General features: G+C 56.5%; 25 protein-coding genes. 5 read left to right on the top strand and 20 right to left on the bottom strand.

Annotated elements, in window-relative coordinates; all coding sequences use genetic code 11:
• Positions 1 to 21 precede the first annotated feature (21 nt).
• The 7 genes from gyrA to dnaA form a co-directional block, all read right to left on the bottom strand.
• On the bottom strand, positions 22 to 2607 hold the full coding sequence (gyrA, locus tag B9A13_RS06480; RefSeq protein ID WP_084234306.1) for a DNA gyrase subunit A: 2586 nt from the start codon (positions 2605 to 2607) through the stop codon (positions 22 to 24).
• Between the two features lie 76 nt (positions 2608 to 2683).
• On the bottom strand, positions 2684 to 4615 hold the full coding sequence (gene gyrB, locus B9A13_RS06475) for a DNA topoisomerase (ATP-hydrolyzing) subunit B (RefSeq protein ID WP_084234304.1): 1932 nt from the start codon (positions 4613 to 4615) through the stop codon (positions 2684 to 2686).
• 121 nt (positions 4616 to 4736) lie between these two features.
• Positions 4737 to 5006 carry an extracellular matrix regulator RemB gene (gene remB, locus B9A13_RS06470; protein WP_084234302.1) on the bottom strand — a complete coding sequence of 90 codons (270 nt, stop codon included), beginning with the start codon at positions 5004 to 5006 and terminating at the stop codon, positions 4737 to 4739.
• Positions 5007 to 5029: 23 nt separating this feature from the next.
• Positions 5030 to 6136 (bottom strand): DNA replication/repair protein RecF, encoded by a 1107-nt coding sequence (recF, locus tag B9A13_RS06465; RefSeq protein ID WP_341456020.1) that lies wholly within the window; start codon positions 6134 to 6136, stop codon positions 5030 to 5032.
• A complete protein-coding gene (locus B9A13_RS06460) occupies positions 6133 to 6351 on the bottom strand; it encodes an RNA-binding S4 domain-containing protein (RefSeq protein ID WP_084234301.1) in 219 nt (72 codons plus the stop codon). Before B9A13_RS06460 ends, recF begins: the two co-directional genes overlap by 4 nt.
• Positions 6338 to 7456: a DNA polymerase III subunit beta gene (gene dnaN / locus B9A13_RS06455; RefSeq protein ID WP_084234299.1), complete on the bottom strand. Its 1119-nt coding sequence runs from the start codon at positions 7454 to 7456 to the stop codon at positions 6338 to 6340. The genes B9A13_RS06460 and dnaN overlap by 14 nt, the downstream gene beginning before the upstream one ends.
• A gap of 250 nt (positions 7457 to 7706) precedes the next feature.
• Positions 7707 to 9029, bottom strand: coding sequence for a chromosomal replication initiator protein DnaA (gene dnaA / locus B9A13_RS06445; protein WP_084234296.1), 1323 nt, complete (start codon positions 9027 to 9029; stop codon positions 7707 to 7709).
• A gap of 438 nt (positions 9030 to 9467) precedes the next feature.
• Between dnaA and rpmH the strand changes: the two genes are divergently transcribed.
• The 5 genes from rpmH to jag all read left to right on the top strand — a co-directional run bounded on the left by rpmH (position 9468) and on the right by jag (position 12351).
• Positions 9468 to 9602 (top strand): 50S ribosomal protein L34, encoded by a 135-nt coding sequence (gene rpmH / locus B9A13_RS06435; RefSeq protein ID WP_084234292.1) that lies wholly within the window; start codon positions 9468 to 9470, stop codon positions 9600 to 9602.
• 203 nt (positions 9603 to 9805) lie between these two features.
• Positions 9806 to 10141 carry a ribonuclease P protein component gene (gene rnpA, locus B9A13_RS06430; RefSeq protein ID WP_084234291.1) on the top strand — a complete coding sequence of 112 codons (336 nt, stop codon included), beginning with the start codon at positions 9806 to 9808 and terminating at the stop codon, positions 10139 to 10141.
• Between the two features lie 31 nt (positions 10142 to 10172).
• Positions 10173 to 10382 (top strand): membrane protein insertion efficiency factor YidD, encoded by a 210-nt coding sequence (yidD, locus tag B9A13_RS06425; protein WP_207651220.1) that lies wholly within the window; start codon positions 10173 to 10175, stop codon positions 10380 to 10382.
• A gap of 23 nt (positions 10383 to 10405) precedes the next feature.
• The gene (locus B9A13_RS06420; protein ID WP_084234287.1) at positions 10406 to 11644 is read left to right on the top strand and encodes a YidC/Oxa1 family membrane protein insertase; all 1239 of its coding nucleotides are present in this window, start codon (positions 10406 to 10408) and stop codon (positions 11642 to 11644) included.
• Between the two features lie 41 nt (positions 11645 to 11685).
• Positions 11686 to 12351, top strand: a complete 666-nt coding sequence (jag, locus tag B9A13_RS06415; RefSeq protein WP_084234285.1) for an RNA-binding cell elongation regulator Jag/EloR — start codon at positions 11686 to 11688, stop codon at positions 12349 to 12351.
• Positions 12352 to 12632: 281 nt separating this feature from the next.
• On the opposite strand, the gene B9A13_RS06410 is transcribed toward jag, so the two are convergent.
• The 13 genes from B9A13_RS06410 to mscL all read right to left on the bottom strand — a co-directional run bounded on the left by B9A13_RS06410 (position 12633) and on the right by mscL (position 25777).
• Positions 12633 to 14357 (bottom strand): sensor histidine kinase, encoded by a 1725-nt coding sequence (locus B9A13_RS06410; RefSeq protein WP_084234284.1) that lies wholly within the window; start codon positions 14355 to 14357, stop codon positions 12633 to 12635.
• Complete coding sequence (locus tag B9A13_RS06405; protein WP_084234397.1) at positions 14354 to 15046, bottom strand: response regulator transcription factor; 693 nt, start codon at positions 15044 to 15046, stop codon at positions 14354 to 14356. The genes B9A13_RS06410 and B9A13_RS06405 overlap by 4 nt, the downstream gene beginning before the upstream one ends.
• 89 nt (positions 15047 to 15135) lie before the next feature.
• Entirely contained in the window at positions 15136 to 15792 is a 657-nt protein-coding gene (phoU, locus tag B9A13_RS06400; protein ID WP_084234396.1) for a phosphate signaling complex protein PhoU, read from the bottom strand.
• 120 nt (positions 15793 to 15912) lie between these two features.
• The gene (gene pstB / locus B9A13_RS06395; protein ID WP_084234283.1) at positions 15913 to 16662 is read right to left on the bottom strand and encodes a phosphate ABC transporter ATP-binding protein PstB; all 750 of its coding nucleotides are present in this window, start codon (positions 16660 to 16662) and stop codon (positions 15913 to 15915) included.
• Positions 16663 to 16665: 3 nt separating this feature from the next.
• Positions 16666 to 17544 (bottom strand): phosphate ABC transporter permease PstA, encoded by an 879-nt coding sequence (pstA, locus tag B9A13_RS06390; protein WP_084234282.1) that lies wholly within the window; start codon positions 17542 to 17544, stop codon positions 16666 to 16668.
• Entirely contained in the window at positions 17541 to 18407 is an 867-nt protein-coding gene (gene pstC, locus B9A13_RS06385; protein WP_084234280.1) for a phosphate ABC transporter permease subunit PstC, read from the bottom strand. Before pstC ends, pstA begins: the two co-directional genes overlap by 4 nt.
• Positions 18408 to 18479: 72 nt before the next feature.
• Positions 18480 to 19379 (bottom strand): substrate-binding domain-containing protein, encoded by a 900-nt coding sequence (locus tag B9A13_RS06380; RefSeq protein WP_341456019.1) that lies wholly within the window; start codon positions 19377 to 19379, stop codon positions 18480 to 18482.
• Positions 19380 to 19534: 155 nt separating this feature from the next.
• The gene (gene aspS / locus B9A13_RS06375; protein WP_084234276.1) at positions 19535 to 21334 is read right to left on the bottom strand and encodes an aspartate--tRNA ligase; all 1800 of its coding nucleotides are present in this window, start codon (positions 21332 to 21334) and stop codon (positions 19535 to 19537) included.
• Between the two features lie 19 nt (positions 21335 to 21353).
• Complete coding sequence (gene hisS, locus B9A13_RS06370; protein WP_084234275.1) at positions 21354 to 22643, bottom strand: histidine--tRNA ligase; 1290 nt, start codon at positions 22641 to 22643, stop codon at positions 21354 to 21356.
• Positions 22644 to 23113: 470 nt separating this feature from the next.
• Entirely contained in the window at positions 23114 to 23530 is a 417-nt protein-coding gene (locus B9A13_RS06360) for a methylglyoxal synthase (protein WP_084234272.1), read from the bottom strand.
• A gap of 39 nt (positions 23531 to 23569) precedes the next feature.
• Positions 23570 to 24313, bottom strand: coding sequence for a septum site-determining protein MinD (gene minD / locus B9A13_RS06355; protein WP_084234270.1), 744 nt, complete (start codon positions 24311 to 24313; stop codon positions 23570 to 23572).
• Between the two features lie 128 nt (positions 24314 to 24441).
• Positions 24442 to 25149, bottom strand: coding sequence for a 16S rRNA (guanine(527)-N(7))-methyltransferase RsmG (rsmG, locus tag B9A13_RS06350; RefSeq protein ID WP_084234268.1), 708 nt, complete (start codon positions 25147 to 25149; stop codon positions 24442 to 24444).
• Between the two features lie 190 nt (positions 25150 to 25339).
• Positions 25340 to 25777: a large-conductance mechanosensitive channel protein MscL gene (mscL, locus tag B9A13_RS06345; RefSeq protein ID WP_084234267.1), complete on the bottom strand. Its 438-nt coding sequence runs from the start codon at positions 25775 to 25777 to the stop codon at positions 25340 to 25342.
• Between the last annotated feature and the right edge of the window lie 31 nt (positions 25778 to 25808).

The following is a 25808-nucleotide window of genomic DNA, read 5'->3' as shown; positions in this document are numbered from 1 at the left end:
CGCGCCTCGCGGCGCTCCGGCTTACGCCTGCGGTCTGTCCTCTCCGCCCTCCGCGGAAGGATCTTCCGGTTCTCCGGTATCCTCCTGACAGCAGGAGTCGCACTCTTCCTCCCGCTCCGTCCTGGCCAGAGAGATGACGCGCACGCCTTCCTGCAGCCGCATGAGGATGACCCCCTGGGTAGCCCGGCCGTACACGTTGATGTCGGAAGCCGCCATCCGGATGATGGTGCCGTCGTCCGAGATGATCATGACGTCGTCCTCGTCCCGCACGACCTTGATGGCCGCCACTTTGCCGGTTTTATCCGTGATGTTGTAATTTTTCAGGCCCATGCCGCCGCGCTTCTGGGGCTGGCGGTCCGGCTCCGTTTCGCTGTTTTCTTCCTCCTCGCCGCCGCTGCGCAGGTATTCCTCCAGAGGTGTGCGCTTGCCGTAGCCGTTTTCCGTGACGGTGAGGAGGGTTCCGCCTTCGCAGGTGCGGGCCGCGCCCACGACAAAGTCCTCCTCGCGCAGCCGGATGCCCCGCACGCCGTAGGCATCTCTCCCCATGGTGCGCACGTCGGTCTCCTTGAAACAGATGGCCATGCCCTCGTGGGTCCCGATGATGATGTTCTGGCATCCGTCCGTCTGCCGCACCGAAATGAGCTCATCCCCCTCCTCCAGGGTGATAGCCCTTATCCCGGCGCGCCGTGCGGTGTTCAGCTGGTTGAGCTCGAGCCGCTTGACGGTGCCGAACCGGGTGACCATCACGAGGAAGATGTCCTCGGAGAACTCCCGCACGTGGATCATGGCCGTGACCTTTTCGTTCTGCTCTATGGGCAGGATATTGATGATGTTGGTCCCCTTGGCCGTCCGGCCCGCTTCCGGAATCTGGTACCCCTTCTTCCGGTGCACCTTTCCCGTGTTGGTGAAGAACAGGATGTGGTCGTGGGTGGAGGCGATGAACAGCGTCTCCACATAGTCCTCCTCCCGGGTGGTCATGGCCGTAATGCCCCGGCCGCCCCGGCGCTGCGCCCGGTAGGTGCTGGCGGGCATGCGCTTGATGTACCCGGCGTTGGTGAGGGTGTACACGCACTCCTCTTCCTCGATAAGATCCTCGATGTCGATCTCGTCGTCCACCACGCTGATTTCCGTCCGGCGCTCGTCGCCGTATTTATCCTTGATCTCCAGAAGCTCGGTTTTGAGGACGCCCTTGAGCATCTGCTCCGAGGAGAGAAGCTCCTGGTAATAGGCGATCTTCTTCTGCAATTCCCGGTATTCCTCTTCGATCTTTTCCCGCTCCAGCCCCTGCAGGCGGCCCAGCTTCAGGTCCAGTATGGCCTGGGCCTGGATTTCCGAGAGGGAAAACCGCTCCATGAGGCGTTCCTTGGCGTTGTCGTAGCTGGTTCGGATAATCTGGATGACCTCGTCTATGTTCTCCTCGGCGATCATGAGGCCTTCCAGCAGGTGCGCCCGCTCCTGGGCTTTCCGGAGATCGAACCGGGTGCGCCGGACGATGACCTCCTCCTGGAAAGCGATATATTCGTCCAGAATCTGCCGCAGGGTCAGAACCTTCGGCTGCGTCTGGTTGTTTACCAGAGCCAGCAGCACCACCGCGAAGGTGGACTGCATCTGGGTGGATGCGAACAGCCGGTTGAGCACCACCTGGGGATTTGCCTCCCGCTTGAGCTCGATAACGATCCGCATGCCGTCCCGGTCGGATTCATCCCGGAGTCCCGAAATGCCGTCCAGCCGCTTTTCCTTCACGTGCTCGGCGATGGTCTCGATGAGCCGCGCCTTGTTCACCTGATAAGGAAGCTCGGTTACGATGATCCGGGTCCGGTTCTGTCCGAACTCTTCCATTTCCGTCCGGGCCCGGACACAAAGCCTGCCCCTGCCCGTGGCGTAAGCCGCCCGAATGCCGGAGCGGCCCATGATGATGCCCTTCGTGGGAAAATCCGGCCCCTTGATGTGCTCCATCAAATCTTCCAGGTCCGCCTCGGGGTTTTCCAGGACGCAGACGGTGGCGTCGATCACCTCTCCCAGGTTGTGGGGCGGGATGTTGGTGGTCATGCCCACGGCGATGCCCGCCGAGCCGTTCACCAGCAGATTGGGGAACCGGGAAGGCAGTACCACGGGCTCTCGCTTCCGCTCGTCAAAGTTGGGAATGTAGTCGATGGTCTCCTTTTCGATGTCCCGGAGCATCTCATTTGCGATCTTTGCCATCCGGGCCTCGGTATACCGGTAGGCCGCGGGAGGATCCCCGTCGATGGAACCGAAGTTGCCGTGGCCCTCCACCAGGGGATACCGCAGGGAAAAGTCCTGGGCAAGGCGTACCAGGGCGTCGTAGACCGACGCGTCCCCGTGGGGGTGGTAGCTGCCCAGCACGGCGCCCACCGTGGTGGCGGATTTGCGGAAGCCCTTGTCGGAAGTGAGCCCGTCCTCGTACATGGTGTAGAGGATCCGGCGGTGTACGGGCTTCAGCCCGTCCCGCACGTCCGGCAGGGCCCGGCCCACGATGACCGACATGGCGTAGTCGATATAGGATTTTTTCATTTCTTTCTCCAGATCCACCTGGACGACGGTCTGGTCTTTATAAGAAATATCCGGATTCTTAGGATTCTGACTCATGGGTTAACCACCTTCTGATTCGTTAGGGCGAAGCGGAATGCCTTCCGGCCCGCCCTCGATATCCGCCAAAGGCGAATTATATATCCAGGTTTACCACATACTTGGCGTTGGTCTCGATGAATTCCTTCCGCGGCTCCACCTTTTCGCCCATCAGTATAGTGAATATCTCGTCCGCGGCCACGGCGTCCGATAGCTCCACCCGCAGAAGAATCCGGTTTTCCGGATTCATGGTGGTCGCCCAGAGCTCGTGGGGATCCATCTCGCCAAGGCCCTTGTTCCGCCCGATTTCAACCTTCGCGTTGAGGTCGCTGCCCCGCATTTCTGCGGAAACTTTGTCCCTTTCCGGGTCGCTGTATGCGTACCGGGTCACCTTTCCCCGGGTCAGCTTGTAAAGGGGCGGCTGGGCGATATAGACATAGCCCTCTTCGATGACGGGCCGCATGAACCGGAAGAAAAAGGTGAGCAGCAGCGTCCGGATATGGGAGCCGTCCACGTCGGCGTCCGCCATGATGATGATTTTATGGTAGCGCAGCTTCTTTACATCGAACTCCTCCCCCAACCCCGCTCCCAGCGCGGTGATGATGGGGGTCAGCTTGTCGTTTCCGTATACCTTGTCCGCCCGCGCCTTTTCCACGTTGAGCATCTTGCCCCAAAGGGGCAGGATCGCCTGGAAACGGCTGTCCCGTCCGCCCTTGGCGGAGCCGCCGGCGGAGTCTCCCTCCACGATGTAAAGCTCCGTGAGGGACGGGTCCCGCTCGTTGCAGTCGGCCAGCTTTCCGGGCAGGGTGGAGCCCTCCAGGACGTTTTTCCGGCGGACCTTCTCCCGGGCGTTCCGCGCCGCTTCCCTGGCACGGGAAGCGGTCAATGCCTTTTCCAGGATCGCGCGGCCCACCGCGGGGTTTTCCTCCAGATAGTCGGCGAGCTTCGTGGAAACGATGTTGTCCACCAGAGTGCGCATCTCGGAATTTCCCAGCTTGGTCTTGGTCTGCCCCTCGAACTGCGCCTCCGTGAGCCGGACGCTGATCACCGCGGTGAGGCCCTCCCGCACATCCTCCCCGGAGAGCTTTTCCTCCCCCTTGAGGAGATTGGCCTTTTTCCCGTAATCGTTCATCACCCGGGTGAGAGCCGCCTTAAAGCCGGTCTCGTGCATGCCGCCTTCCGTGGTGTTGATGTTGTTGGCGAAGGAAAGGATGATTTCGTTGTAGGTGTCGTTGTACTGCAGGGCGATTTCCGCCATGGAGTCCCCCCGCTCGCCGCAGAGGTAGATGACGTTCTCGTGGACCGGGGTCTTGTTCCGGTTGATATGCTCCACAAAGGAACGGATCCCCCCCTCGTAGTGCATCTCGTCCTGCCGCTCCCGGCCGGCCCTCTCGTCACAGGTCCGGATCTTCAGGCCCGCGTTGAGAAACGCCTGCTCCCGCATCCGGTTTTTCAGGATGTCGTAGTCGAACACCAGCTCCTCGAAGATCTTGGGATCCGGCTGGAACGTCACCTTCGTCCCCGTTTTGTCCGTATCTCCGATGATGTGCAGCGGCGTCACCACCTCGCCCCGGGAAAAGCCGATGTGATAGATGTGTTCCCCGTTGCAGACCTCCACTTCCAGCCATTCCGACAGCGCGTTCACCACCGATGCCCCCACTCCGTGGAGTCCGCCGGACACCTTATACCCGCTGCCGCCGAATTTGCCGCCCGCGTGCAGGATGGTGTACACCACCTCCACGGCCGGCTTTCCCGTAACGTGCATTCCCACCGGAACGCCGCGGCCATTGTCGGTCACGGTGATGCTGTCTCCCTCGTGAATGGTCACGGTGATCTCATTGCAGTATCCGGCCAGGGCCTCGTCGATGGCGTTGTCCACGATCTCGTAAACCAGATGGTGAAGCCCCCGGGAAGAGGTGGTGCCGATATACATGCCCGGGCGCTTTCTCACCGCCTCCAAGCCTTCCAGCACCTGTATCTGTGACGCGTCGTACTCCTGCGCGCCCCTGTGTTCTATGTTCTCTGACATGCTTCAGTCTGCCTCCTTATTAAGCGCGTGCCTTGCTGGATACCCGCCTTTTCCGCCGCGGCCGGGTGATCTGTCCCCCTCCGGCGGAATACGGGCGCGGTAAACGCATTTGGTTATATATTCAGTCGTCCCGGACCCGGTTGATTGCCTCTGTCCGCTTCAGAAGGGTGGCGGTAGAAAGCTGCGAGATATACACCCGGACCGTCCCTTTTTCCTCGCAGACCGCAAAGGATTTCGGCAGCTCCTCGCTGACGTTCACCGTCTTCTTTTCCTTTTCCGCCCGTTCTAAAAACTTTCTTGTGATGTGTGAACAGGAGGTGTTGTCCAGATCGAAAAGCCCGATTACGCTTTTCATGGGAACAACCCGGTTTTGTCCTAAATGCAGATACACGGTTTTCTCTCCGTTTCTGTAAATTATTTCACGGTCCCCGTTTCAACGTGATAAACGGCTCCGTCAAGAAGTCTTCCCAGCCGTTCGTCCTCGCAGCAGGTGACGAACACCTGCCCTCCGGTGATCCGGTTGAGCACGAACTCCTGCCGCCGGGGATCTAATTCGCTCAGAACGTCGTCCAGCAGCAGCACGGGGTATTCCCCCCCATCGCCGCAATGAAGCTCGCGCTCCGCCAGCTTCATGGACAGGGCGGCTGTCCGCGTCTGCCCCTGGGAAGCGAAGCTCTTTGCGGGCTTTCCGTTGATGTCAATTTCCAGATCGTCCTTGTGGGGGCCGGAAAGACAGGAGCGTGTTTCGATTTCCGCTCGGTACAGTCCCTTCTGATGCTCCAGCAGAAAGGGAAGGATCTCTTTCGGCTGCGCCGCGGGATCCGGTACCGTTTTAACAGTCTTATACCGGATGGAGAGAACCTCTGTCCCGCCGGAAAAATCGCTGTGGATCCCCGCCGCCGTTTGGGAAAGCAGCGAGGAAAACAAAGCTCTGTAATGAATCAGCACCGCCCCGGCCTGGGCCAGGCGCAGATTGAAATCCTCCAGCGTGCTCAGGAGAGAGGGCTTTTCCCCGCAGTCCTTCAGAATGCGGATCTTGTGCTCGTACAGCCTCGTATACTCGGCAAGGGCCCTGGCATACCGGGGCCGGATCTGGCAAAGAAAAAAGTCCATGAATTTTCGGCGCACCGCCGCCCCTTCCTTGACCAGGTACAGGTCCTCCGGGGAAAACAGTACCGTCCGGAAGGTTCCGGCAAACTCCGCCGCGGTACGCCGGGGTATCCCGTTGACGCAGAGCCTGCGCCGTGCCGCGGAGGAAAGACGAACGGAAATGTTGTATTCCCTGTCGCCCAGAAAAAGCTCCGTAGCGATTCCCGCATCCTCCTGACCAAATTGGATCAGCTCCCGATCGCTGTGGGTCCGAAAGGATTTGGCGTTGGATAGATAGAAAATGGCTTCCAGCAGATTCGTCTTTCCCTGGGCGTTGTCTCCGTAGACGACATTGATTCCGGGGCAGAACGAAACCCCGCATTCCCGGTAATTTCGGAAATGCTCCAGTTTCAGGCTTTTTAAATACATCATCGGACGACATATTTTCTGCCGGCGACCATGATGCTGTCACCTGGGCGTATTTTTTTGCCCCGCTGCAGGCACACCTCTCCGTTTACCTGGACTTCTCCGCCCTGGATCATGGTTTTTGCCTGCCCGCCGGTTTCCGAAATGCCGGCGTGTTTTAAAAGCGCCTCCAGCTTGATGTATTCGGTTGTGATGGAAACCTGCGTTTCACTGACCTTCATTGGCTTTTAACCTCACTGGCAGCACCATGTAGAGAAATTTCTTCTCTCCTTCCGCGGGAAGCAGGATGCAGGGGGACACGCTGGTGTTGAATTCCATATGGACCGAATCGGCGGGTGCTTTTTTCAGAGCGTCCAGCAGATATTTGTTATTGAAGCCGATTTCAAGTCCGCCCCCGTCTCCCTCCACGGGACACTCGTCGTAGGCCGTGCCCAGGGCGGTGCTGGAGGATACCTTCAGGACGTTTTTTTCCAGAACGCAGCGCACGGGGCTCTTCTGCTTGTCGCTGATAATCAGGGAAACCCGTTCGATTGAATCCGCCAGCTGCTGTGTGTTTGCCGTTATTTTAATTTTGTTGGTCCTGGGAACCGCCTTTTTATAATCCAGGAAGTCCCCTTCCAGCCTGCGGGAGATCAGAAGAGTGTCTCCCATCTGAAACAGGACGTGTCTGCCTCCCACCGTTATTGTAGCCATTTTTTCCTCGTCTGAAGCAATCTTCTCCACTTCCGACAGCGCGTTCCCCGGAACGACAAAGGAAAAACCAGACCCCTCGCTGTGTTCGATGGGCTCTTGCCGGAGTGCCAGGCGGAACCCGTCCACGGAGACCACGGTGAGACCCGTATCGTCCAGTTCAAAGAGAGAACCCGTATGGATCGGCCGGCTCTCGTTGTCGCTCACGGCAAAGAGAGTCTCCCCGATCATAGACCGGAGCGCCTGCTGGGTCAGGGAAAACCCGTTCTGCTGTTCCACCGAGGGAAGTTCGGGATACTCCTCCGCGTCGGTCCCCAAAATATTGAACTCGCTGATGCCGCAGCGGATGGTGACCATGCATTTGTCGTTGGAGGAGAAGAATACGATATCATCCGGCAGCTTTCTCACGATTTCCCCGAAAAGCCTGGAGTTCAGAACGATTCTTCCCGCTTTTTCGATGTTTGCCTCCACGGTGGTGCGGATTCCCGTCTGCATGTTGTATCCTGTAAGAAGAAGAGAACTCTCCGCTTCCAGGAGGATTCCCTCCAGCGCGGGTATGGAGCTTTTTGGGGAAACGGTGCGGGAGGCAACGGAAACGGCGTTCTGCAAGAGGACTTTTTCACAGGAAAATTTCATGGCTCAACCCTCCGGATAAAAATTCTGAAAAAAGAATCATAAAATAAAAAGAAAGAGAATATAATAATAGTTCAGTTAAAGAAGCGTTAGAAAAGAAAATTGTGGAAAAGCCTGCTTTATATTGCCGCGCAAAGGCTCCCGTTTTCACATGCTTTGTGGAAATTTCTGCGCTTTTCCACAGAAAAGAAAGAATAAAAAAGAAATCCACCGATTGTTCCGGGTATTTCCACAGACTTTGTGGAAAAAGGGTCTATTTTTGGCTTCTAGCGTTGATGTTCGCCGTGATGTCCTTTACGGTTTCGGCAAATTTCGGATTGGTTTTGAGAAGGTTCTCGATTCTTGAGATGGAATGCATCACCGTGGTATGATCGCGGTTTTCAAACTCTTTTCCAATGTCGGAAAGGGACAGGTTCGTCATCCGGCGGATGAGGTACATAGCAATCTGGCGGGCGCTGGCGGTGTCTTTGGTGCGCTGCTGGCCCCGGAGCTCGTATTCTTCGATAAGGTAATACTTGCAGATCTCGTCGATGATGACGGAGGGGGAGGGGACAAAATCCGCCTGCTCCTTGAGCATGTCCCTTACCGCCCTGGAAACGGTGTTCACCGTGATGTTGTCGTCCAGAAGGTCCCGGAAAGCCAGGATTTTTTTGACCGTTCCCTCGATCTGCCGGACGTTTGAGGAAATATTCTCGGCGATGTATTCCACCACGGCTTCGGACAGCTCCAGGTGAAGCTGGCTGGCCTTGTTTTTGATGATGGCCAGGCGGGTTTCGTAGTCCGGCGGCTGGATATCCGCCAAAAGGCCCCATTCGAAACGGGTCTTCAGCCGGTCCTCCAGCCGGGTCATCTCCTTGGGCGGCCGATCGGAAGTCAGTACGATCTGTTTTTTTGCCTCGTACAGGGTATTGAAGGTGTGAAAAAATTCTTCCTGCGTCTGCACCTTCCCCGCGATAAACTGGATGTCGTCCACCAGAAAGAGGTCCGCCAGCCGGTACTTGTCCCGGAATTCCAGGTTTTTGCCTTCCCGGATGGCCGCAACCAGCTCGTTGGTGAATTCGTCTCCCTTGATATACACGATGCGCATCTCCGGATAGTTTTTCCGGATCTCGTGGGATATGGCGTAGATAAGATGGGTTTTTCCAAGACCGGAGTCGCCGTAAATGAAAAGGGGATTGTAGGACTGCGCCGGCGCCTCCGCCACGGCTTTGGCCGCCGCGTGGGCAAATTTGTTGGAATTACCCACCACGAACCGCTCGAAGGTGAACTCCTCGTTTTCCAGCGTGGATACGGACCGCGCGTCCTTCTTGATATAAGACTCCAGCTCGCCCTCCCCCAGCACGACGACGTCGAAATCTCCCGAAAAGATATCGCGGAGCGCCGCCTGGACGGCGGGTATGTACCGGCGGGAGATGATGTCCTTTTTAAAATTTGAGGGCGTGTGAATCACAAAAAGGGAGTCCGTCATCTCGACGGCGGTGGAATCGTCAAACCAGGTGGCGATGGTTGTGGGTGTCATTTCCTTTTTTAGATTGTCCAGCACCTTTGCCCAAATATCGGCAGGGGACTTGATCATATAAAAAAGCTCCTTTGTTTCAAGGATGAAGGCGGAAAAAGGAAAAGGGGAGTGTATCCCCGAAAAAAGCGAAGACACGGTGCCGGGAAGGGAAGACTGCGCCGACGCCCGGTTTTCCCCCATTCATTATACCAGTTCGGCCCTTTCAAAGCAAATATTTTTGCCGTTTTCCCCGCTTTCGGGATACTTCGCGCACACAGGATACCGGGGAAGGGAAGAGAAAAGTTGTTTGAAATATTCTCTTTTTTGAATCAGAATACGGTCTGCGGGCGGCCGCAGGGGCGGGAAAAACGGTTCGGAATTTTCTGTTGACACAATTTATAACGGTAAGGTATAATATTTGTTGCATTATGGCATATTGCCATACAAACCGGAGCAGAAACAAAGAGCGGGCCAACACGCCTGCCTGTTTGAAATACGCTTCAGGAGGTGTTACGTATGCTTCGCACATATCAGCCCAAAAAACGCCAGCGTCTCAAGGAACACGGATTCCGGAAGAGAATGAAAACGCGCAACGGCCGCAAGGTGCTTGCCCGCCGCCGCGCGAAGGGCCGCGCCAAACTGACATATTGACCCGGGGATATGGCGGCCTGCTGCCGGGAGAAGCATGGAGAGAAGGGGCGGATGGATGGTTAATCCTACCGCCCCTGCGAAGCGATAGGCGTTGTTTTGCATAGGCGGGAGCCGCGCTTTCCGGCCCGGCCGCCGCGGCGGGACCGTTTGCCGGGAGAAAAGGGCGGGAGCGGTTCCATCTTATGTGAAAAGGAGTTCTTTCCTTGCGTTATTCAAAGCCGCTGAAAAAAAACTATGAGTTTAAACGGCTGTATTCCAGAGGGAAGCAGGCGGTCTCACCCTGCATGGCGGTTTACTGCAGGCCGAACCGTACCGAGGTCGACCGGATTGGAATCACGGTGGGCGGGAAAATAGGCAATGCGGTCAAGCGCAACAGGGTCCGGCGCCGCCTGAAGGAAATTTACCGTTTGAACGAGCACTTGCTTCGGACAGGCTTCGATATCGTGGTTGTGGCCCGCGTCAGAGCGGAATATGCCCCTTACCGCGAGCTGGAAGAGAGTTTTCTTTCTCTGTGCGGGAAGCTGAAGCTTCTTCGGTAACCCGGCAGCTTTGCGCTTCATGAGGAAACCTATGAAAAAGATACTCATTGCCTTGATCGTATTTTACCGGAAGCGGATTTCTCCTGCGACCCCGCCTTCCTGCCGCTTTATTCCCACCTGCTCCGCCTACGCCCTGGAAGCCGTCACGAAATACGGGGCGTTGAAGGGATCCTGGCTTGCCCTGCGGAGGATTTTAAAATGTCATCCCTTTCACGAGGGCGGGTACGATCCCGTCCCGTGAATGCCTTATAAGGAGGACTATCGATGGATTTTTTTGGTGCCATTTCCGGAGCGATTATAGCTCCATTTTCCTTGCTGCTGAGGGGATTATACAGCATTTCCATGTCTTACGGTCTTTCGATAATCCTGTTTTCCCTGGTGGTGAAGCTGATTCTGCTGCCCACCAGCGTCAAGATGAAGCGCAGCACCATGGGTTCCTCCCGCCTGGCCCCAAGGATCAAGGAACTGGAAAAGAAATATAAAAACGACCAGCAGCGGTATGCCGAGGAAGTGCAGAAGCTCTACAAGGAAGAAAACGTGCATCCCTTTGGCGGGTGCCTCTGGGGTCTGCTTCCCCTTCCCATCATGCTGGCCCTTTATACCGTTATCCGCATGCCTCTGTCCAATTTCATGAATCTGACTCAGGACCAGATCACCACGATAACCAATACGCTGACGAATCTGGGCGTGGATCTCACCAGCGTGACCGGCTCCTATAAGGAGATCCTTCTCGCCCAGAAAATGTTCGAACACTACGACGCGGTGAAGGCCGTGGTTCCGCAGATATTTAAGCTGGACTTTTCTTTCCTTGGCCTGAACCTGGCCCAGGTTCCCAACTGGAACCTCGTGTTGAGCGGAAACCTCACGTGGAATTCCATAGGACTGTTCCTGATCCCCATCGTGTCCGGCCTTCTGGCGTTTGTCTCCACAAAGCTGTCCATGGCGGCCAGCTCCACCAACACGGAAATGAACAGCACCAGCAAGAGCATGATGTATACCATGCCTCTGGTCTCCGTCTGGATCGGCTTTGTGCTGCCGGCGTCCTTGGGTATCTACTGGATTTCCAACAGCATTTTCACCATCATCCAGGAATATTTCCTCAATAAGCACTTTAAAAAGAAATTCGAAGAAGCGGATGCGGTGAGAAGGGCCGAAGAGGAACGGGTTAAAGCTCTGGAGGCTCAGCGCCAGGCTCTGCTGGGCGCACAGCGGAAAACGGAAAACAAGGGCGGCCCCAGCCCCAGCAAGGGGAAGAAGAAGCAGGGCAAGCTGCCTGCCCGGAGCGACGACGCGGAAAGCGGGAAGGTGGACGACAGACCCTTTGCCAGAGGACGCGCCTATCGGTCGGAACGATATGAAGGCCAGATCCCGGAACCGGAAGAGCAGGCTCTGACTGTGAGGCCGGAAGAGGTCCCGGAGGAGGAAGATACGGAGCCGGAAGAGCTGGAGAGCGGAGCGGATACCGCGGAAAACGACTCTGCCTCCGAGGATGAGAAAGAATGAACGCCCGGATACGGGCGATGAAATAAGGAGAGCACCTTATTATGATGAAGTCGATAGAAGTGTCCGCAAAAACGGAAGAGGAGGCCATAGCCTCCGCATTGCAGCAGATCGGTTTGGAACGGGATGACGTCTCGGTTGAGGTTCTGGAACGGGCAAAATCGGGTTTCCTGGGAATCGGTAGCGTTCAGGCAAAAGTTCGGGTGTCCTATTATTTTGAGGAGTCAAAAAAGGAAAAGATCCAGTCCTTTGTGGATGGACTGCTGGAGAGGATGGAAACCGTCGCCCTGGCAAAGGTGACGGAAACCCCCGAGGGGGATTTCAAGGTGGAACTGCTGGGGAAAAACATGGGTTCGCTCATCGGCCGCAGGGGAGAAACGCTGGATGCGATTCAGCAGCTGACCAACTACGCGGTGAACCGCGGCTCGGACAAAAGAGTCCGGATTCATATCGATGCGGAAAATTACAGGCGCAAGAGGGAAGAATCCCTTCAGAGACTGGCCGCCAAAATTGCCGGAGAAGTGGTGAAGCACCGCAAGAACATCATGCTTGAGCCCATGAACGCTTACGAGCGCCACGTAATACACACCGCGCTCCAGGACTGGCGGGATGTTTCAACCCATTCCAGCGGGACGGAACCCAACCGCCGGATCATTGTGACCTACACAAGGAACAAGGTACAGGAAAAAAACGTACACGGAGGCCTCTGAGAAATGCAAAAAAGGAAGGATTCGAAGGGATCCTTCCTTTCACTCTGTCAAAAAAGCCTCGCAGAGTTTCGCCGCCGGAGCGGCGAAATAAAATCGGATCATTTTCGGGCGCGGCGTGTACGTGCCCGAAAATACTTCTCAGGCTGCAAGCGGCGAACGACGAGGCGCGCGGCAGACTGCAAACCGTTTTGTCAAAAAAGGCGTTCCGCCTTTTTCGACAAGTTAAGAGGAAGGATTCGAAGGAATCCTTCCTCTTTTATGTGTTTAACGGGTTTCGTAAATCATATGGGTTCGGAAGCGCCCGGCAAATCCGAGGGAAGCAGAACGGTGATCTCGGTCCCTATGCCCTCGGTGCTGTTGACGGACAGGCGCCCTCCGTGGTATTCCACCGCGTGCTTCACGATGGACAGCCCCAGACCGGTTCCCCCCGTTGCCTTGGAACGGCTCTTGTCCACCCGGTAAAACCGCTCGAAAATACGGTCCAGATGATCGTGAGGGATACCAATGCCGGTGTCGGCCACCCGGATGGCGATAGAGTCCTCCTCGCGCCGGACGGATATGGAAACGCTGCCCTTATCCACGTTGTATTTGATGGCATTGTCCAGGAGATTGTAAATCAGCTCGTAGAGCATGGTCCGGTTTCCCGGGACGGTGATGGAATCCTCTTCAAAAAAGGTCGACAAGGTGATCTGCCGGGACTCCGCGGCCGGACGGAGGGACTCCGCCGCCTCTTCCGTGACGGCCTTCAGGGGAACGGGCGTAAACTCTTTGGTTCCCGTGGCGTTTTCAATCTGGGAAAGGCGGAGGATGTCGTCGATGAGGGTAATGAGCCGGGAAGCCTCCCGGTGGATAATGGTAGCCGCGCTTTTAAGATCGTTCCCCGAAACCATCCCGTTTTCCATCAGCTCGGTAAAGCCTGTAATGGCGGTGAGAGGTGTCTTCAGCTCGTGGGACACGTTGGAGGCAAATTCCCGCCGGATGGTTTCCGCCTTGACCTCGCTGGTGGCGTCTGTGATGAAAATAAAAACGCCGGAAGACTTCGCGGGACTGATAAAGTACCGGTAATAGCGCCCGTCCCTCTTTTCCATGAAGGAAGTGCCCCGATGGGTTTCGTCCGTTTCCCGGATGGAATCCAGAAGAGGCTGGCTTCGGAGCAGTTCCAGAAGGTTTTTCCCCGTGTATTGGACCCGGGGATTGGCGGCCAGCAGTGAGACGGCGCTTTTGCTGATATTGAGAATTCGATTGCTGCCGTCCAGGAGAATGAGGCCCTCCTGCATGTTCTGGATCAGGGTATTGATGGTTTCCTGGTTCGCCTGCAATGTCTGGACGTATTCCTTGATCTCCTGGTGAAGCGCCTTGATTTTACGGACAAAGGGGCTGAGCTCTTCGTATTCCGCTTCCGCCGGGATGGCGTCGCCCTTCAGAAGTTCCTCCAGACGCATCGCGGTGCTGTTGATGGGTTCCACGACGCGGCGCGTGAGCCATCTGGAGACGCCCAAAGATACGAACAGTAAAATCAGGACAAGCAGCAGCAGATAGGGAATTGTATGAAGAAAGACGGAAGCCAGGCTGTTGAGCGGGACAGACAGACGAAGGACGGATCCGTCGGAAAGCCGGACGGCGTAATAATACGCTTCCTTTCGGATGGAATCGGAGAACCGGACGGCCTCCCCGGATCCGACATCCATTGCAGAGACGATTTCCGCCCGGTGCGCGTGGTTTTCCAGGGTTTCAATACTGGCGTCCGTGTCGTATAGCACCTTTCCGTCGGATTCCACAAGACTGACCCGGAAATTGGCCGGAAGCAGCCGCGCATAGTTGCCGGTCTGCGTCAGGATGTCAGACTGCCCGTTTATGGCCGCGGCCATCAGCGCCGTGTTGGTCCGGATTTCCGCCTTGGCCGCGCTGCTGTAAAAAGAATAATACAAAAGAGCAGCGGAAAAGGCGGTCACCAGAGCGACGATGGTGCAGCAGAGCATGAGTATGGCAAACAGTCGTTTTCTCATACCGGCGGTTCCTCAATTTTATAGCCCACGCTGCGGACCGTTTTGATAACGTCCGGTCCGCCCGCCTCGGAAATCTTCTGCCGCAGAGACTTGATGTGCATGTCCACCGTACGGCTTTCCCCCGCGAAGTCAAACCCCCACACCGCGTTCATGATTTTATCCCGGCTGAGGACAAGCCCTTTGTTTTTGACGAGATAGCTCAGCAGCTCGAATTCCTTATAGGTCAGCTCGCAGGGCGAGCCGTTCACGGTGACAAGACGCCGCTCGGGATCGATGAGGATTCCGCAGCAGGAGAGGATCCTGCTCTCCTCTCCGCCGCCGCCGGTGCGCCGCAGCACGGCGTGGATCCGGGAGAGCAGCTCCATGACGCCGAAGGGCTTCGTAATGTAGTCGTCGCTTCCCAGGTCCAGGCCCTGCACCTTGTCGAATTCCGAGGTCTTTGCCGTGAGCATGATCACAGGAATATACTCGTATGCGGGATACACCTTCAGCTTTTTTAGGATCTGAAGACCGCTTTCCCCGGGAAGCATGATGTCCAGCAAAATAAGCGCGGGGATCTGTTCCCGCAGGGACTCGAACAAGGCGTCTGCGCTGTCGAAGCCTTTGGCCTGAAAGCCGCCGCTTTTCAGTGAATATAGGATCAGCTGTCGGATACTGTCGTCGTCTTCCACACAATAAATCAAAGCCACGGACGACCCTCCCTCTCTTGGACTGCGGGGCAGCGGAATGTTTGGCGGATTCCGGTTTCGGACCGTGATGCCTCCGGCGGAAACCGGCATCAGAGAATTTTCTGATTTTTGTGCTGCCCCGTAATGGAAAAGACCACCCATTCTGCGATGTTGACGGCGTGATCTCCGATACGCTCAAAGTACTTTGCGATCATCAGAAGGTCCACGAACTGTTCCCCGTAGCGGGAATCGGTCTGAATGGCGTGAATCAGTTCCGTCTTGGACTGATTGAACAGATCGTCCACCACGTCGTCGTAGGCGATGACCTCGTTTGACAGAACCGGGTCTTTTGCCACAAACGCGTCGATGCTCTGGTTCACCATTTTAATGGTAGCTTCCGCCATTTTCTTGAGGTTTTTGATTTCCAGAAGATCTTTCTCCCCTGCGAGTCGGGTGACGATTTCGGAGATGTCGGCGGCCTGGTCCCCTATGCGCTCCATATCGGTGATGATTTTCAGCGCGGTGGATATGGTGCGCAGGTCGGTAGCGACGGGCTGCTGCTGCAAGAGGAGCTTGAGGCATCTTCGCTCGATCCTGCGCTCCATTTCGTCGATTTCGTTGTCATATTCGATGGCACGCTCCGCACTGTGCAGATCTCTCTGGATCAGAGCCGTGATGGAGCTTGCGATGGCGGTTTCGATCATGCTGCCCATTTCAATGAGATCCGTGTTGAGGGCTTCCAGTTCCACATCAAATTTGTTTCTCACAAAATCACCCTTTTCCAAATTGGAATTGTTTCAAGTATACGTATAGTCCGGCTGCCATAGTATCCCGAATGGTACGCCGTACCGCGCCGTACCGCGTCCGGATATGGATCTGGAACCGGATCAGCCGAAACGGCCGGTGATGTAGTCCTCGGTTCGCTTGTCGCGGGGCATGGAAAAAAGATTTTCCGTTGGCCCGTATTCGATCACTTTTCCAAGAAGAAAAAAGGCGGTGTTGTCGGAAATGCGCGTTGCCTGCTGCATGTTGTGGGTTACGATGATGATGGTGTAGTCCTGCTTGAGCTCCTGCACCAGATCCTCTATTTTCGTGGTGGATATGGGGTCCAGGGCAGAGGTAGGTTCGTCCATCAGAAGTACGTCGGGATTTACCGCCAGGGCCCGGGCGATGCACAGCCGCTGCTGCTGCCCGCCGGACAGCCCCAGTGCGTTGCGGCGGAGGCGGTCCTTCAGCTCATCCCAGATGGCCGCGCGACGGAGGCTGTCCTCCACGATCTCGTCCAGCTGCGCCTTGGAACGGATCCCGTGGGTTCTGGGCCCGTATGCCACATTGTCGTAAACGCTCATGGGAAATGGATTGGGCTTCTGGAACACCATTCCCACCTTTTTCCGCAGCAGGTTTACATCTGTATTATAATATATGTCCTCGCCGTCCAGCAAGACCTTGCCGGTGATTCTGCAGCCTTCCACCAGATCGTTCATGCGGTTGAGGGTTTTCAGCAGCGTGGATTTTCCGCATCCGGACGGACCGATGAACGCGGTGATGCAGCGGTCTTCTATGTTGAGATCGACGTCGAACAGAGCCTGAAAGCTGCCGTAAAACAGGTTCAGGTTTTCAATTTGAAATTTATACATAAGCTAATCCTGTCCCTTTGTGATTTTTCGGGTGATAAAGCTGGAGATGAAGTTGATAACGAGGACAAAGCCCAGCAGAATTACGGCAGTGGCATACGCTTGGTCGGTATAAATACCTTCGCCGGCAAGAAGATACATGTGGATGGAAAGGGTCCGGCCGGAGGCGAAAATATTCTCCGGGACCTTGGCGACGGTGCCCGCGGTGTAGATGAGTGCGGCGGTTTCGCCCACGATCCGGCCCACGGAGAGGATGATGCCGGCGGAAATTCCCGGCATGGCGGAGGGAAGGACGATGCGGAAAACGGTGCGGAGCCTTCCGGCGCCCAGGCCGAAGCTGCCTTCCCGATACGCGTCGGGCGTAGCCTTCAGAGCTTCCTCCGTGGAGCGCATGATGGTGGGAAGGACCATGATGGCAAGGGTGAAGCCGCCGGCCAGGAGGGAAAGATTCCATTTTAGGGCGATGACGAAAAAGAGCATGCCGAACAGCCCGTAAATGATGGAGGGGATGCCGGCAAGAGTTTCTGTGGTAAGACGGACATAGCGGATAAAGCGGTTGGTTTTTTTAGCGTATTCCACCAGGAAAATTGCGCACCCGATGCCGAAGGGAACGGCGATGGCCAGCGACAGGCCCACCATAAGCAAGGTTGTGATGATGGCGGGCAGGGCGGAGACATTGTCCGTGGTATATACGGGAGAGAAAAGCCCGGGGGTCAGATGGGGAACCCCGTTGACCAGGATATAAAAAACAATAAACAGCAGAATAAAGACGGTGGCCGCCATGGCGCACCATACCAGCAGCAGAAGAAGAAAGGAGAGGGGATTGTTCCGATAGGAGGACAGCCGCTGCCGGAAGGAGATGCGGTTGATGGTTTCATGTTTCATTCTCTTCTCCTCCTGTATTCTGTGATGGCGGAAAAGCAGAAATTAAGTAACAAAACAAAGACAAACAGGACGGCGCCGCAGGCGATCAGCGCCTCCCGGTGAAGATCCGCCGCGTACCCCATCTCCAATATGATGTTGGCCGTCAGCGTCCGGACTCCCTTTAAAATTCCTACGGGCATTCTGGCCTGGTTTCCCGCCACCATGATGACGGCCATGGTTTCGCCCACGGCCCGTCCGATTCCCAGAACGACCGACGCAAGAACGCCGGAGCCGGCCGCGGGGAAAACCGTAAAAAAGACCGCGCGCTCGTGAGTGGCGCCCAGGGCCAGCGCCCCTTCGTAATAAGAGGAGGGAACCGCCCGGAGCGCGGCCTCGCTGATGCCGATGATGGTGGGCAAAATCATGATTCCCAGAAGCAGAGAGGCGGTTAGGATGCTGTTTCCGTTACCCCCGAAGGTGTCCCGGACAAAGGGGACCAGAACCGCGATGCCGAAAAATCCGTAGACGATGGAGGGAATCCCTGCGAGAAGATCGATGATGGTTTTCAGGGGATGATACATCTTTTTTGGGCAGAACTGAGCCATGAAGATCGCGGTCAGAAGGCCGATGGGGACCCCGATGACGATGGCTCCGGCGGTAACGAAAAGGCTTCCCACGATCATGGGGAGGATACCGAAGGAGGGAACGGTGTTCAGGGGAGCCCACTTGGTTCCGCCGAGAAAATTGAATACGCCGATCTTGGCAATGGCCGGCAGGCCGTTGACAAAGATAAAGAAGCAAATCAGCAAAACCGCTAAAATGGAGGCGCAGGCGGTGATGAAAAAGACCGCCTCCATAAACCGTTCCACAGTTTTGGTTTTCATACATACACCCCGGTTTCGTCAAGAAATGCAAGCCCCGGTCCGTTCCGCGGCTTGCATTTCTTTGCTGGGTTGTCAGGCTACGTCCGCCCAGTCGGTAATAACGCCCGTATAAATTTCTTTTACGGTTTCGCTGGAGATGTTGTCAAGAGAATTTTCCTTGTTGACGATCATTGCAATGCCGTCTTTCGCAATTACGATGGGAGTAAGTTCGGCCAGTTCGCTGTCCTTCAGTTCGCGGGAGGCCATGCCGATGTCGCAGATGCCGCTCATGGTGGACTGCATGCCGGTGGTGGAGTCGCTGGTCTGGATTTCAATGGTCGCGTTGGGGTTGAGCGCCAGATATGCTTCCTGGAGCTTTTCCATCAGGGGACTTACGGAGGAAGAGCCGGCGACTACGATCTTTCCGTTGGGTTTCGTGCCGGCATAGGTGGCGGCGTTGGCGTCAACCGGGATATAGTTGTTGTCGGAGACAATCCGCTGGCCGTCCGCGCTGAGGATGAAATCGATGAAATCCTGGGCGACTTCACTGGGAGTGCCTTTGGTGGCGATATTGAAGGGCCTTGCGATGCTATAAGTCCCGTTGGAGACGTTTTCAGCGGTGGCGTCCACTCCGTCGACTTTGAGGGCCTTGACGGTGTCGTTCAGGGAACCCAAAGAGATGTAGCCGATGGCGGATTTACTTGCGGCCACCTGGGTGATGACCACGTCTGTTTTGTTGGCGATCAGGGCCTCTTCCGTGGTATGGTCGACCTTGTTCCCGTTGGCGTCTTTTTCTTCCACGCCGAACAGTTCGATAAATGCGCCGCGGGTTCCGGAACCCTCTTCACGAGATATAACGGTAATCTCTCCCAGAGACTGGGAAGACTCGGTGGCGGTAGGCGTAGCCGTTGCGCTGCCGGATCCGCCGGAGCACCCTGCCAGAATGGCGGAGAGCAGTCCGAACGCGACGGCAATGGTAGCAAACTTTTTCAAGTGCTTTTCATCCTTTCTGTTCATCCATTGTGATTTTATTGTAAAATGCGTTTGTAAAGTCACAAGCCGCCTATTGTAAAGATTGTGTAAAACGAAGGGAAATATGCAAAAAACCGCGCCCAGTGCACATCGGGCGCGGTTTTTTCGCTTTATTCTTATTCTTCGCGGGAATCGGAAGACGAAATCTGAATGTGGAGCTCGTCCAGCTGCTTTCCGTCCACGACGTCCGGGCAACCGGTCATGGGCTCGGACGCGTTCTGGACTTTCGGGAAAGCGATGACGTCCCGGATGGAATCCTTGCCCGTCATCAGCATGACCAGCCGGTCCAGGCCGTAAGCCATACCTCCGTGAGGCGGCGCGCCGTAACGGAAAGCCCGGAGCAGATGGCCGAAACGGACCATGGCGTCCTCTTCCGAGAACCCGAGCAGCTGGAACATCTTGTCCTGCAGCTCGGTGGAGTGGATCCGGATGGAGCCTCCGCCCAGCTCGATGCCGTTGAGCACGATGTCGTAGGCCTTCGCCCGGCAGAGACCGGGATCCGTGTCCAGCAGCGGAAGATCCTCCTCCATGGGAGCCGTGAAGGGATGGTGAACCGCGACAAACCGCCCTTCCTCTTCCGAGAACTCCAGCAGCGGGAACTCCGTGACCCAAAGGAAGCGGTAATCCTCCGGCCGGAGAAGCCCCATCCGCCTGGCGCACTCGCACCGGAGCGCTCCCAGCGCGGCGAAAACGATCTCGTTTTTCGCGTCCGCCACAATGAGCACCAGATCCCCGTCGGAGGCCTCCGCCCGGGCAAGAATGGCCTGCGTTTCCGCTTCTTTCATGAATTTGGAAAAAGACGAGGTGGCGGCGCCCCCGGTAAGCCTTATCCAGGCGAGACCTTTTGCGCGGTAGGTTTTCACAAACTCCGCAAGGCCGTCGATTTCCTTTCGGCTGAAGCGGTCCCCGCCGCCCTTTACATTGATGAGGCGGACGCTTCCGCCCTCTTCCGCGGGGGAGCGGAAAACCTTGAAATCACAGGCTGCGGCGATGTCCGTCATGTCTTTCAGTTCAAAGCCAAACCGCAGATCCGGCTTGTCGGAGCCGAACCGCTCCATGGCTTCCTTCCAGGGCATCCGGAGAAACGGCAGGGGAATGTCAATGTCAAGCTCCTCTTTGAAAAGGGTCTGCAGAAAGCCTTCGTTTACCGCGAGGACGTCGTCGATGTCCACAAAGGACATCTCCAGGTCGATCTGGGTGAATTCGGGCTGCCGGTCGGCCCGGAGATCCTCGTCCCGGAAGCACCGCGTGATCTGCATGTACCGGTCGAAGCCGGCCAGCATGAGAAGCTGCTTATACTGCTGGGGGGACTGGGGAAGGGCGTAGAACTTTCCCGGGTGGATCCGGGAAGGGACCAGATAGTCCCTGGCGCCCTCGGGCGTGGATTTGGTGAGCATAGGCGTTTCGATTTCCAGAAACCCGTTTTCATCGTAATAGCGGCGGGCGCAGCGGGTGATCCGGTGGCGCGCGGCGATGGTGCGCTGCATATCTGCCCGGCGCAGATCCAGGTAGCGGTACTGCAGCCGCAGGGTATCGTTCACGTCGCTGTCCTCGGTGATTTCAAAGGGAGGCGTCTCCGAACGGCTGAGGATCCGGAGCTCTCCGGAGAGGAGTTCGATCTCTCCCGTGGGGAGCTTTGAATTGACGGCGCCTGCGCCCCGGGAGCGGACGGTGCCGGAGACCGCAAGGACGAATTCGCTCCGGACGGTGAACGCCTTGTCCGACAGCGACCGGTTTTCGGCGGAATCAAAGGTACACTGTACGATCCCGGTACGGTCCCGGAGATCGATGAAAATCAGTCCGCCCAGATTCCGGACGCGCTGAACCCAGCCGCAGACGGAGGCCGGTTTTCCGATGTCGGAGGAACGAAGCTCCCCACAGTAATGAGTGCGGTGAAAACCTGCAAGTGTATCCATGTGGGACATCTCCTGTACATTAAAAAATTGTGGAGGAACAGTCGGAGGAATACCGGAAAAAATCGGCGATGGCCTCCGTATCCAGGCGGCAGGGGGATTCCTCCCCGGTGGCCATGTTCTTCACGCGGACGGAACCGGAGGAAAGCTCGTCGTCCCCGAGAACGATGGTGTATAAAGCGCCGATCCGGTCGGAAAATTTCATCTGCGCCTTGAGTCCCCGTCCCGCAGTGTCCCGCTCGGCCGGAATGCCGATACGCCGCAGGCTGTGCACCAGCTGCTGTGCCCGAAGATCCGCGGCGTCTCCGATGGCCGCGATAAAGACGCGGATTCCCGCCGGCCGGGGAATGTCGATCCCCTGGGCCTCCATCACCAGCAGAAGCCGTTCGATTCCGCTGCCGAAGCCAAGCCCCGGAGTGGGGGGGCCTCCCAGCGCCGAGACGAATCCGTCGTACCGGCCGCCGCCGCAGACCGTTCCCTGGGCGCCGATTTCGGTGGAGACAAATTCGAAAACCGTGCGGGTATAGTAATCCAGACCGCGGACGATCCTGGGGTTGACGGCATAGGAAATCCCCATGGCCTTCAGGTATCCCTGAAGCTGATTAAAATGCTCCCGGCAGTCGTCGCAGAGGTAGTCCAGCATCACGGGCGCCCCCGCGGAGACAATCTTGCAGCTTTCGTTTTTGCAGTCCAGAATCCGTAAAGGATTGCGCTCCAGCCTGTCCAGGCAGGTGGGGCAGAGGGAGTCCTCACGGCTTTTAAAATATTCCTTCAGTGCCTCGTGGTATTTCGGGCGGCAATACGGGCAGCCGATGGAGTTGATTTCCAGGGAAATGCCCCGGATGCCCAGCCTGGAAAGATACGTGTCCGCCAGTCCGATCACCTCGGCATCCGCCGAGGCGCAGGCTGCGCCGAAGCACTCCACGCCGAACTGATGGTGTTCCCGGAGCCGCCCGGCCTGGGGTTTTTCATAGCGAAAATTGGGTGCGATGTAGTAGGCCTTGACGGGAAGGCCGGCAGAATACAGAGAGTGTTCCAGGAAACTGCGGACCACCGAGGCAGTCCCCTCAGGACGTAAAGAGATGGAACGGCCGCCCTTGTCTAAAAAGGTGTACATTTCCTTCTGCACGACGTCCGTGGTGTCTCCGACGCCCCGGATGAAGAGATCGGTGTTTTCAAAAGTGGGAAAACGGATTTCCGAATATCCGAAGTCCGCAGCCGTTTTCCGGAGGATTCCCTCTACGTAGTGCCACTTATAAGATTCGGAGGGCAGTACGTCCTTGGTTCCTCTGGGTGCCGTAATGAGAGACATGACCATCTCCTGTCTGCCGCTGTGCGCCGGCTGGGATTCGGGAGCATGTCCCGTATGCACAGAAAATAAAAAGATGTAATAAAGCCGAAAAAACGGAAGAGGAGGCAGACGTAAAAAAACGGCAACCGCGCTCGCCCAATGGGACGAAAGCAGTTGCTTCGTGGTGCCACCCATTTTCGGACGATAATCGTCCCTTTTTGCTCCTGGTACGGGGAGCGGGCCGTACGCCTTCGGGCCGAGGCCCTCTTCGTCCGCTGCTGGAGCTGTCTTCTCCCCGCCCGTGCCGCAGCGCGGTTTCAGTCTGGCCGCGCATTCCCTGTCCGGTGGAATCGGGGGTACTCCTGCTCCGTCTTCACGGTGAATAAACGGGCGCCGCCGGCCGAAAGAACGGAAGCCTTCGGGACGGACGCCGTTACAGGTATCTAATAGAGTATAACATCTGTGGAAAAAAGTCAACGGAAATCAGCCGCCTAAGCGGTAAAAGGTGTGGTTTTCGGGTTTACAATGTCGCGCCAGTCCAGATCTCCCCGCTCCAGGCCGTGGATCAGCAGCTCTGCGGTGGCCACGTTCGTGGCGCAGGGCACGTTGTTCTGGTCGCACAGCTTGAGGATATAACGAAGGGCGTCGTCCAGGTCTTCGCTTTGCGGATCGGTGAAGAAAAGCACCATGTCGATCTCGTTGTAAGCGATGCGCGCCCCGATCTGCTGGCTTCCCCCATGGGCATGGGACAAAAACAGCTTGACGGGAAGCCCCGTAGCCTCGGCCACCAGGCGCCCGGTAATGTTGGTGGCGCAGACGGTATGTTTGGACAAAATGCCGCAGTAAGCGATACAAAACTGCACCATTAACTCCTTTTTGCGGTCGTGTGCCATCAAAGCGATGTTCATGGAAAGAACCACCTTACATATATATTCGAAATGAAATAGTTACCGGAGTTTCATCAGGGGGACCCGTTCTCCTCGGAGACGCCGGGAGATATTGTGGTAAGCGATTGCGGCGCCCTTTCTGCTGTGCAGAATCAGCGGCTCCCCCCGGCAGGCGGAGAGAATGACGCCCTCGTCCTCGGGAACAACGCCCAGAAGCGGCAGGCCGGCAGCATCCATCGCGTCGTCGATGGTGGTGTGCATTCGTTTTAAAAGCTTGGGCCGGATCCGGTTTACCACCAGGTGGATAGAGGAAAGGCCGAAATCACCCAGTTCGATAACGGTTCGCTGTGCGTCCCGCAAACTGGAGGAATCGGTGGTGGTGACGACGATGGCCCTGTCGGCAAAACGGGAAGCTGCCTTAAAACCGGAACCGATTCCGGCGGGCGAGTCGATGAGGCAGTAGTCGAAAGAATCTTTGATCTGTGCAATCAAGGCGGACATTCTATCCGGAGTAAAGTCCTCGGGACGGTAGACGATGGGTGCGGTAAGAAGGTAAAGGCCGGAAATGAGAGGATGGGAAACCGCCGCCTCGGAAAGGGTGCTCCTGGCAGAGATCACGTCCGTAAAATCCATCACCACACGATCGGAAAGCCCCAGAGAAAGATCCAGATTCCGAAGGCCCACGTCAGTGTCCAGACAGAGTGTCTTAAATCCGGAAGCGGCCAGGCACGAGGCGATTCCGCCGGTAAGCGAAGTCTTTCCGGTACCGCCCTTGCCCGATGCCACAACGATTACCGTACCCATAGACTGCCTCCCCCGAGCGACTGTAAGAAACCTCCAGATGAGATTTACATCGATTATACCATAACAGGTATGCTTAAGCAACAAGGATTTGTGCAATATAGAAAAATATCAAATGAAAATTAGCAAAATCAGAGCGGTGCTTTTTTAATCGCGGAAAATCTGCGCGGATACCCTTTGGGAGCGGGAAAAGACTTACGGATGCGCACGACCCGGTGAAGAATCTCGGTGCCGGGAACCGTATAATCGAAATGCGGAAGAAGTTCTCCTCCCAGTATACGCACCGCGTTGGCGGCGCCGGAAATTTCATCGTCGCTCCCCGCAGCCTTCATGGCAAGAAATACACCGCCCACCCGTACGAAGGGAAGACAGAGCTCGCAGAGCACGTTCAGTTCGGCTACCGCACGGGAGACGCAGATATCGAAGGTTTCCCGGTACTCAGGCGATGATGACAGCTCCTCAGCGCGCCCGTGAATGCAGGTTACGTCCGTAACCCCCAGCTGAGAGCAAAGTTCCGACAGAAAAGAGACTCGTTTTCCGGTGGAATCCAGAAGAGTCAGGGAGATGGAAGGCTCCATAAGACGGAGCGGCAGACCGGGAAAACCTGCGCCGCTGCCTACGTCGAGCATACGGCTGTCGTGAAGCGGCCAGGCGGAAAACAAAGAAAGAGAGTCCAGAAAGTGCAGCTTCGCTACCTGGTCCGGATCGGTGATGGCGGTTAAGTTCATAACCTGATTCGTTTCCAGGAGAAGACGGCTGTAATCCGAAAATAGATGAAGAACGGGAGGCCCGGCCGAAAGACCCAGCGTGGAAAGCCCGGTCCTGAGAGTTTGTTCCATGTAAGATCCTTTCTGTGCCCCGCGGAAGGATAAGCGTTTGAAACAAATAAGCGCGTGCTTGCCGAAAGAGCCGGAGAAATGGCGGAAACCAAGCGGTGCAGACTATGTAAAGGAAAACACCAGTACGCCTGATTGCCGCAATGTTCCGGAAAATGAAAAGCGGGAAACGAAAATCCGCAATAAGGCAGGATTATTTGTTCTGCTCTTTCAGAATGTCCCGGATTTCCGTCAAAAGAAGCTCTTCTTTCGAGGGTGCGGGCGGAGCGGGAGGAACGGCAGACGCTTCTTTCCGCTTTTCCCCCTCCCGGAGGCGGTTGATACCGCGGACGATGAGGAAGACGACGAAAGCGAGAATGATAAAGTTGATAACGGTCTGTATAAAAACCCCCAAATTCAACACAGAGGGATCTCTCCCTGGGAAGATGGGCCCAACGGATACGGTAAGGGAAGTGAAATCGATTCCCCCGATGAAAAGACCGATAAACGGCATGATGATATCGGCCACGAGAGAAGAGGTAATGGTGCCGAATGCGCCGCCGATAATGACGCCGACGGCGAGGTCGATGACGTTTCCGCGAAGGGCGAAGGTCTTGAACTCGGAGAGAAATCCCTTGGATGAATTGGCCATAAAAAGTCTCCTCTCAGCCGCAAAGCGGCAC

The sequence above is a fragment of the Papillibacter cinnamivorans DSM 12816 genome, from assembly GCF_900176335.1.
Lineage (GTDB): Bacteria > Bacillota > Clostridia > Oscillospirales > Oscillospiraceae > Papillibacter > Papillibacter cinnamivorans.
This window is presented reverse-complemented; position numbering and strand designations above follow the sequence as displayed.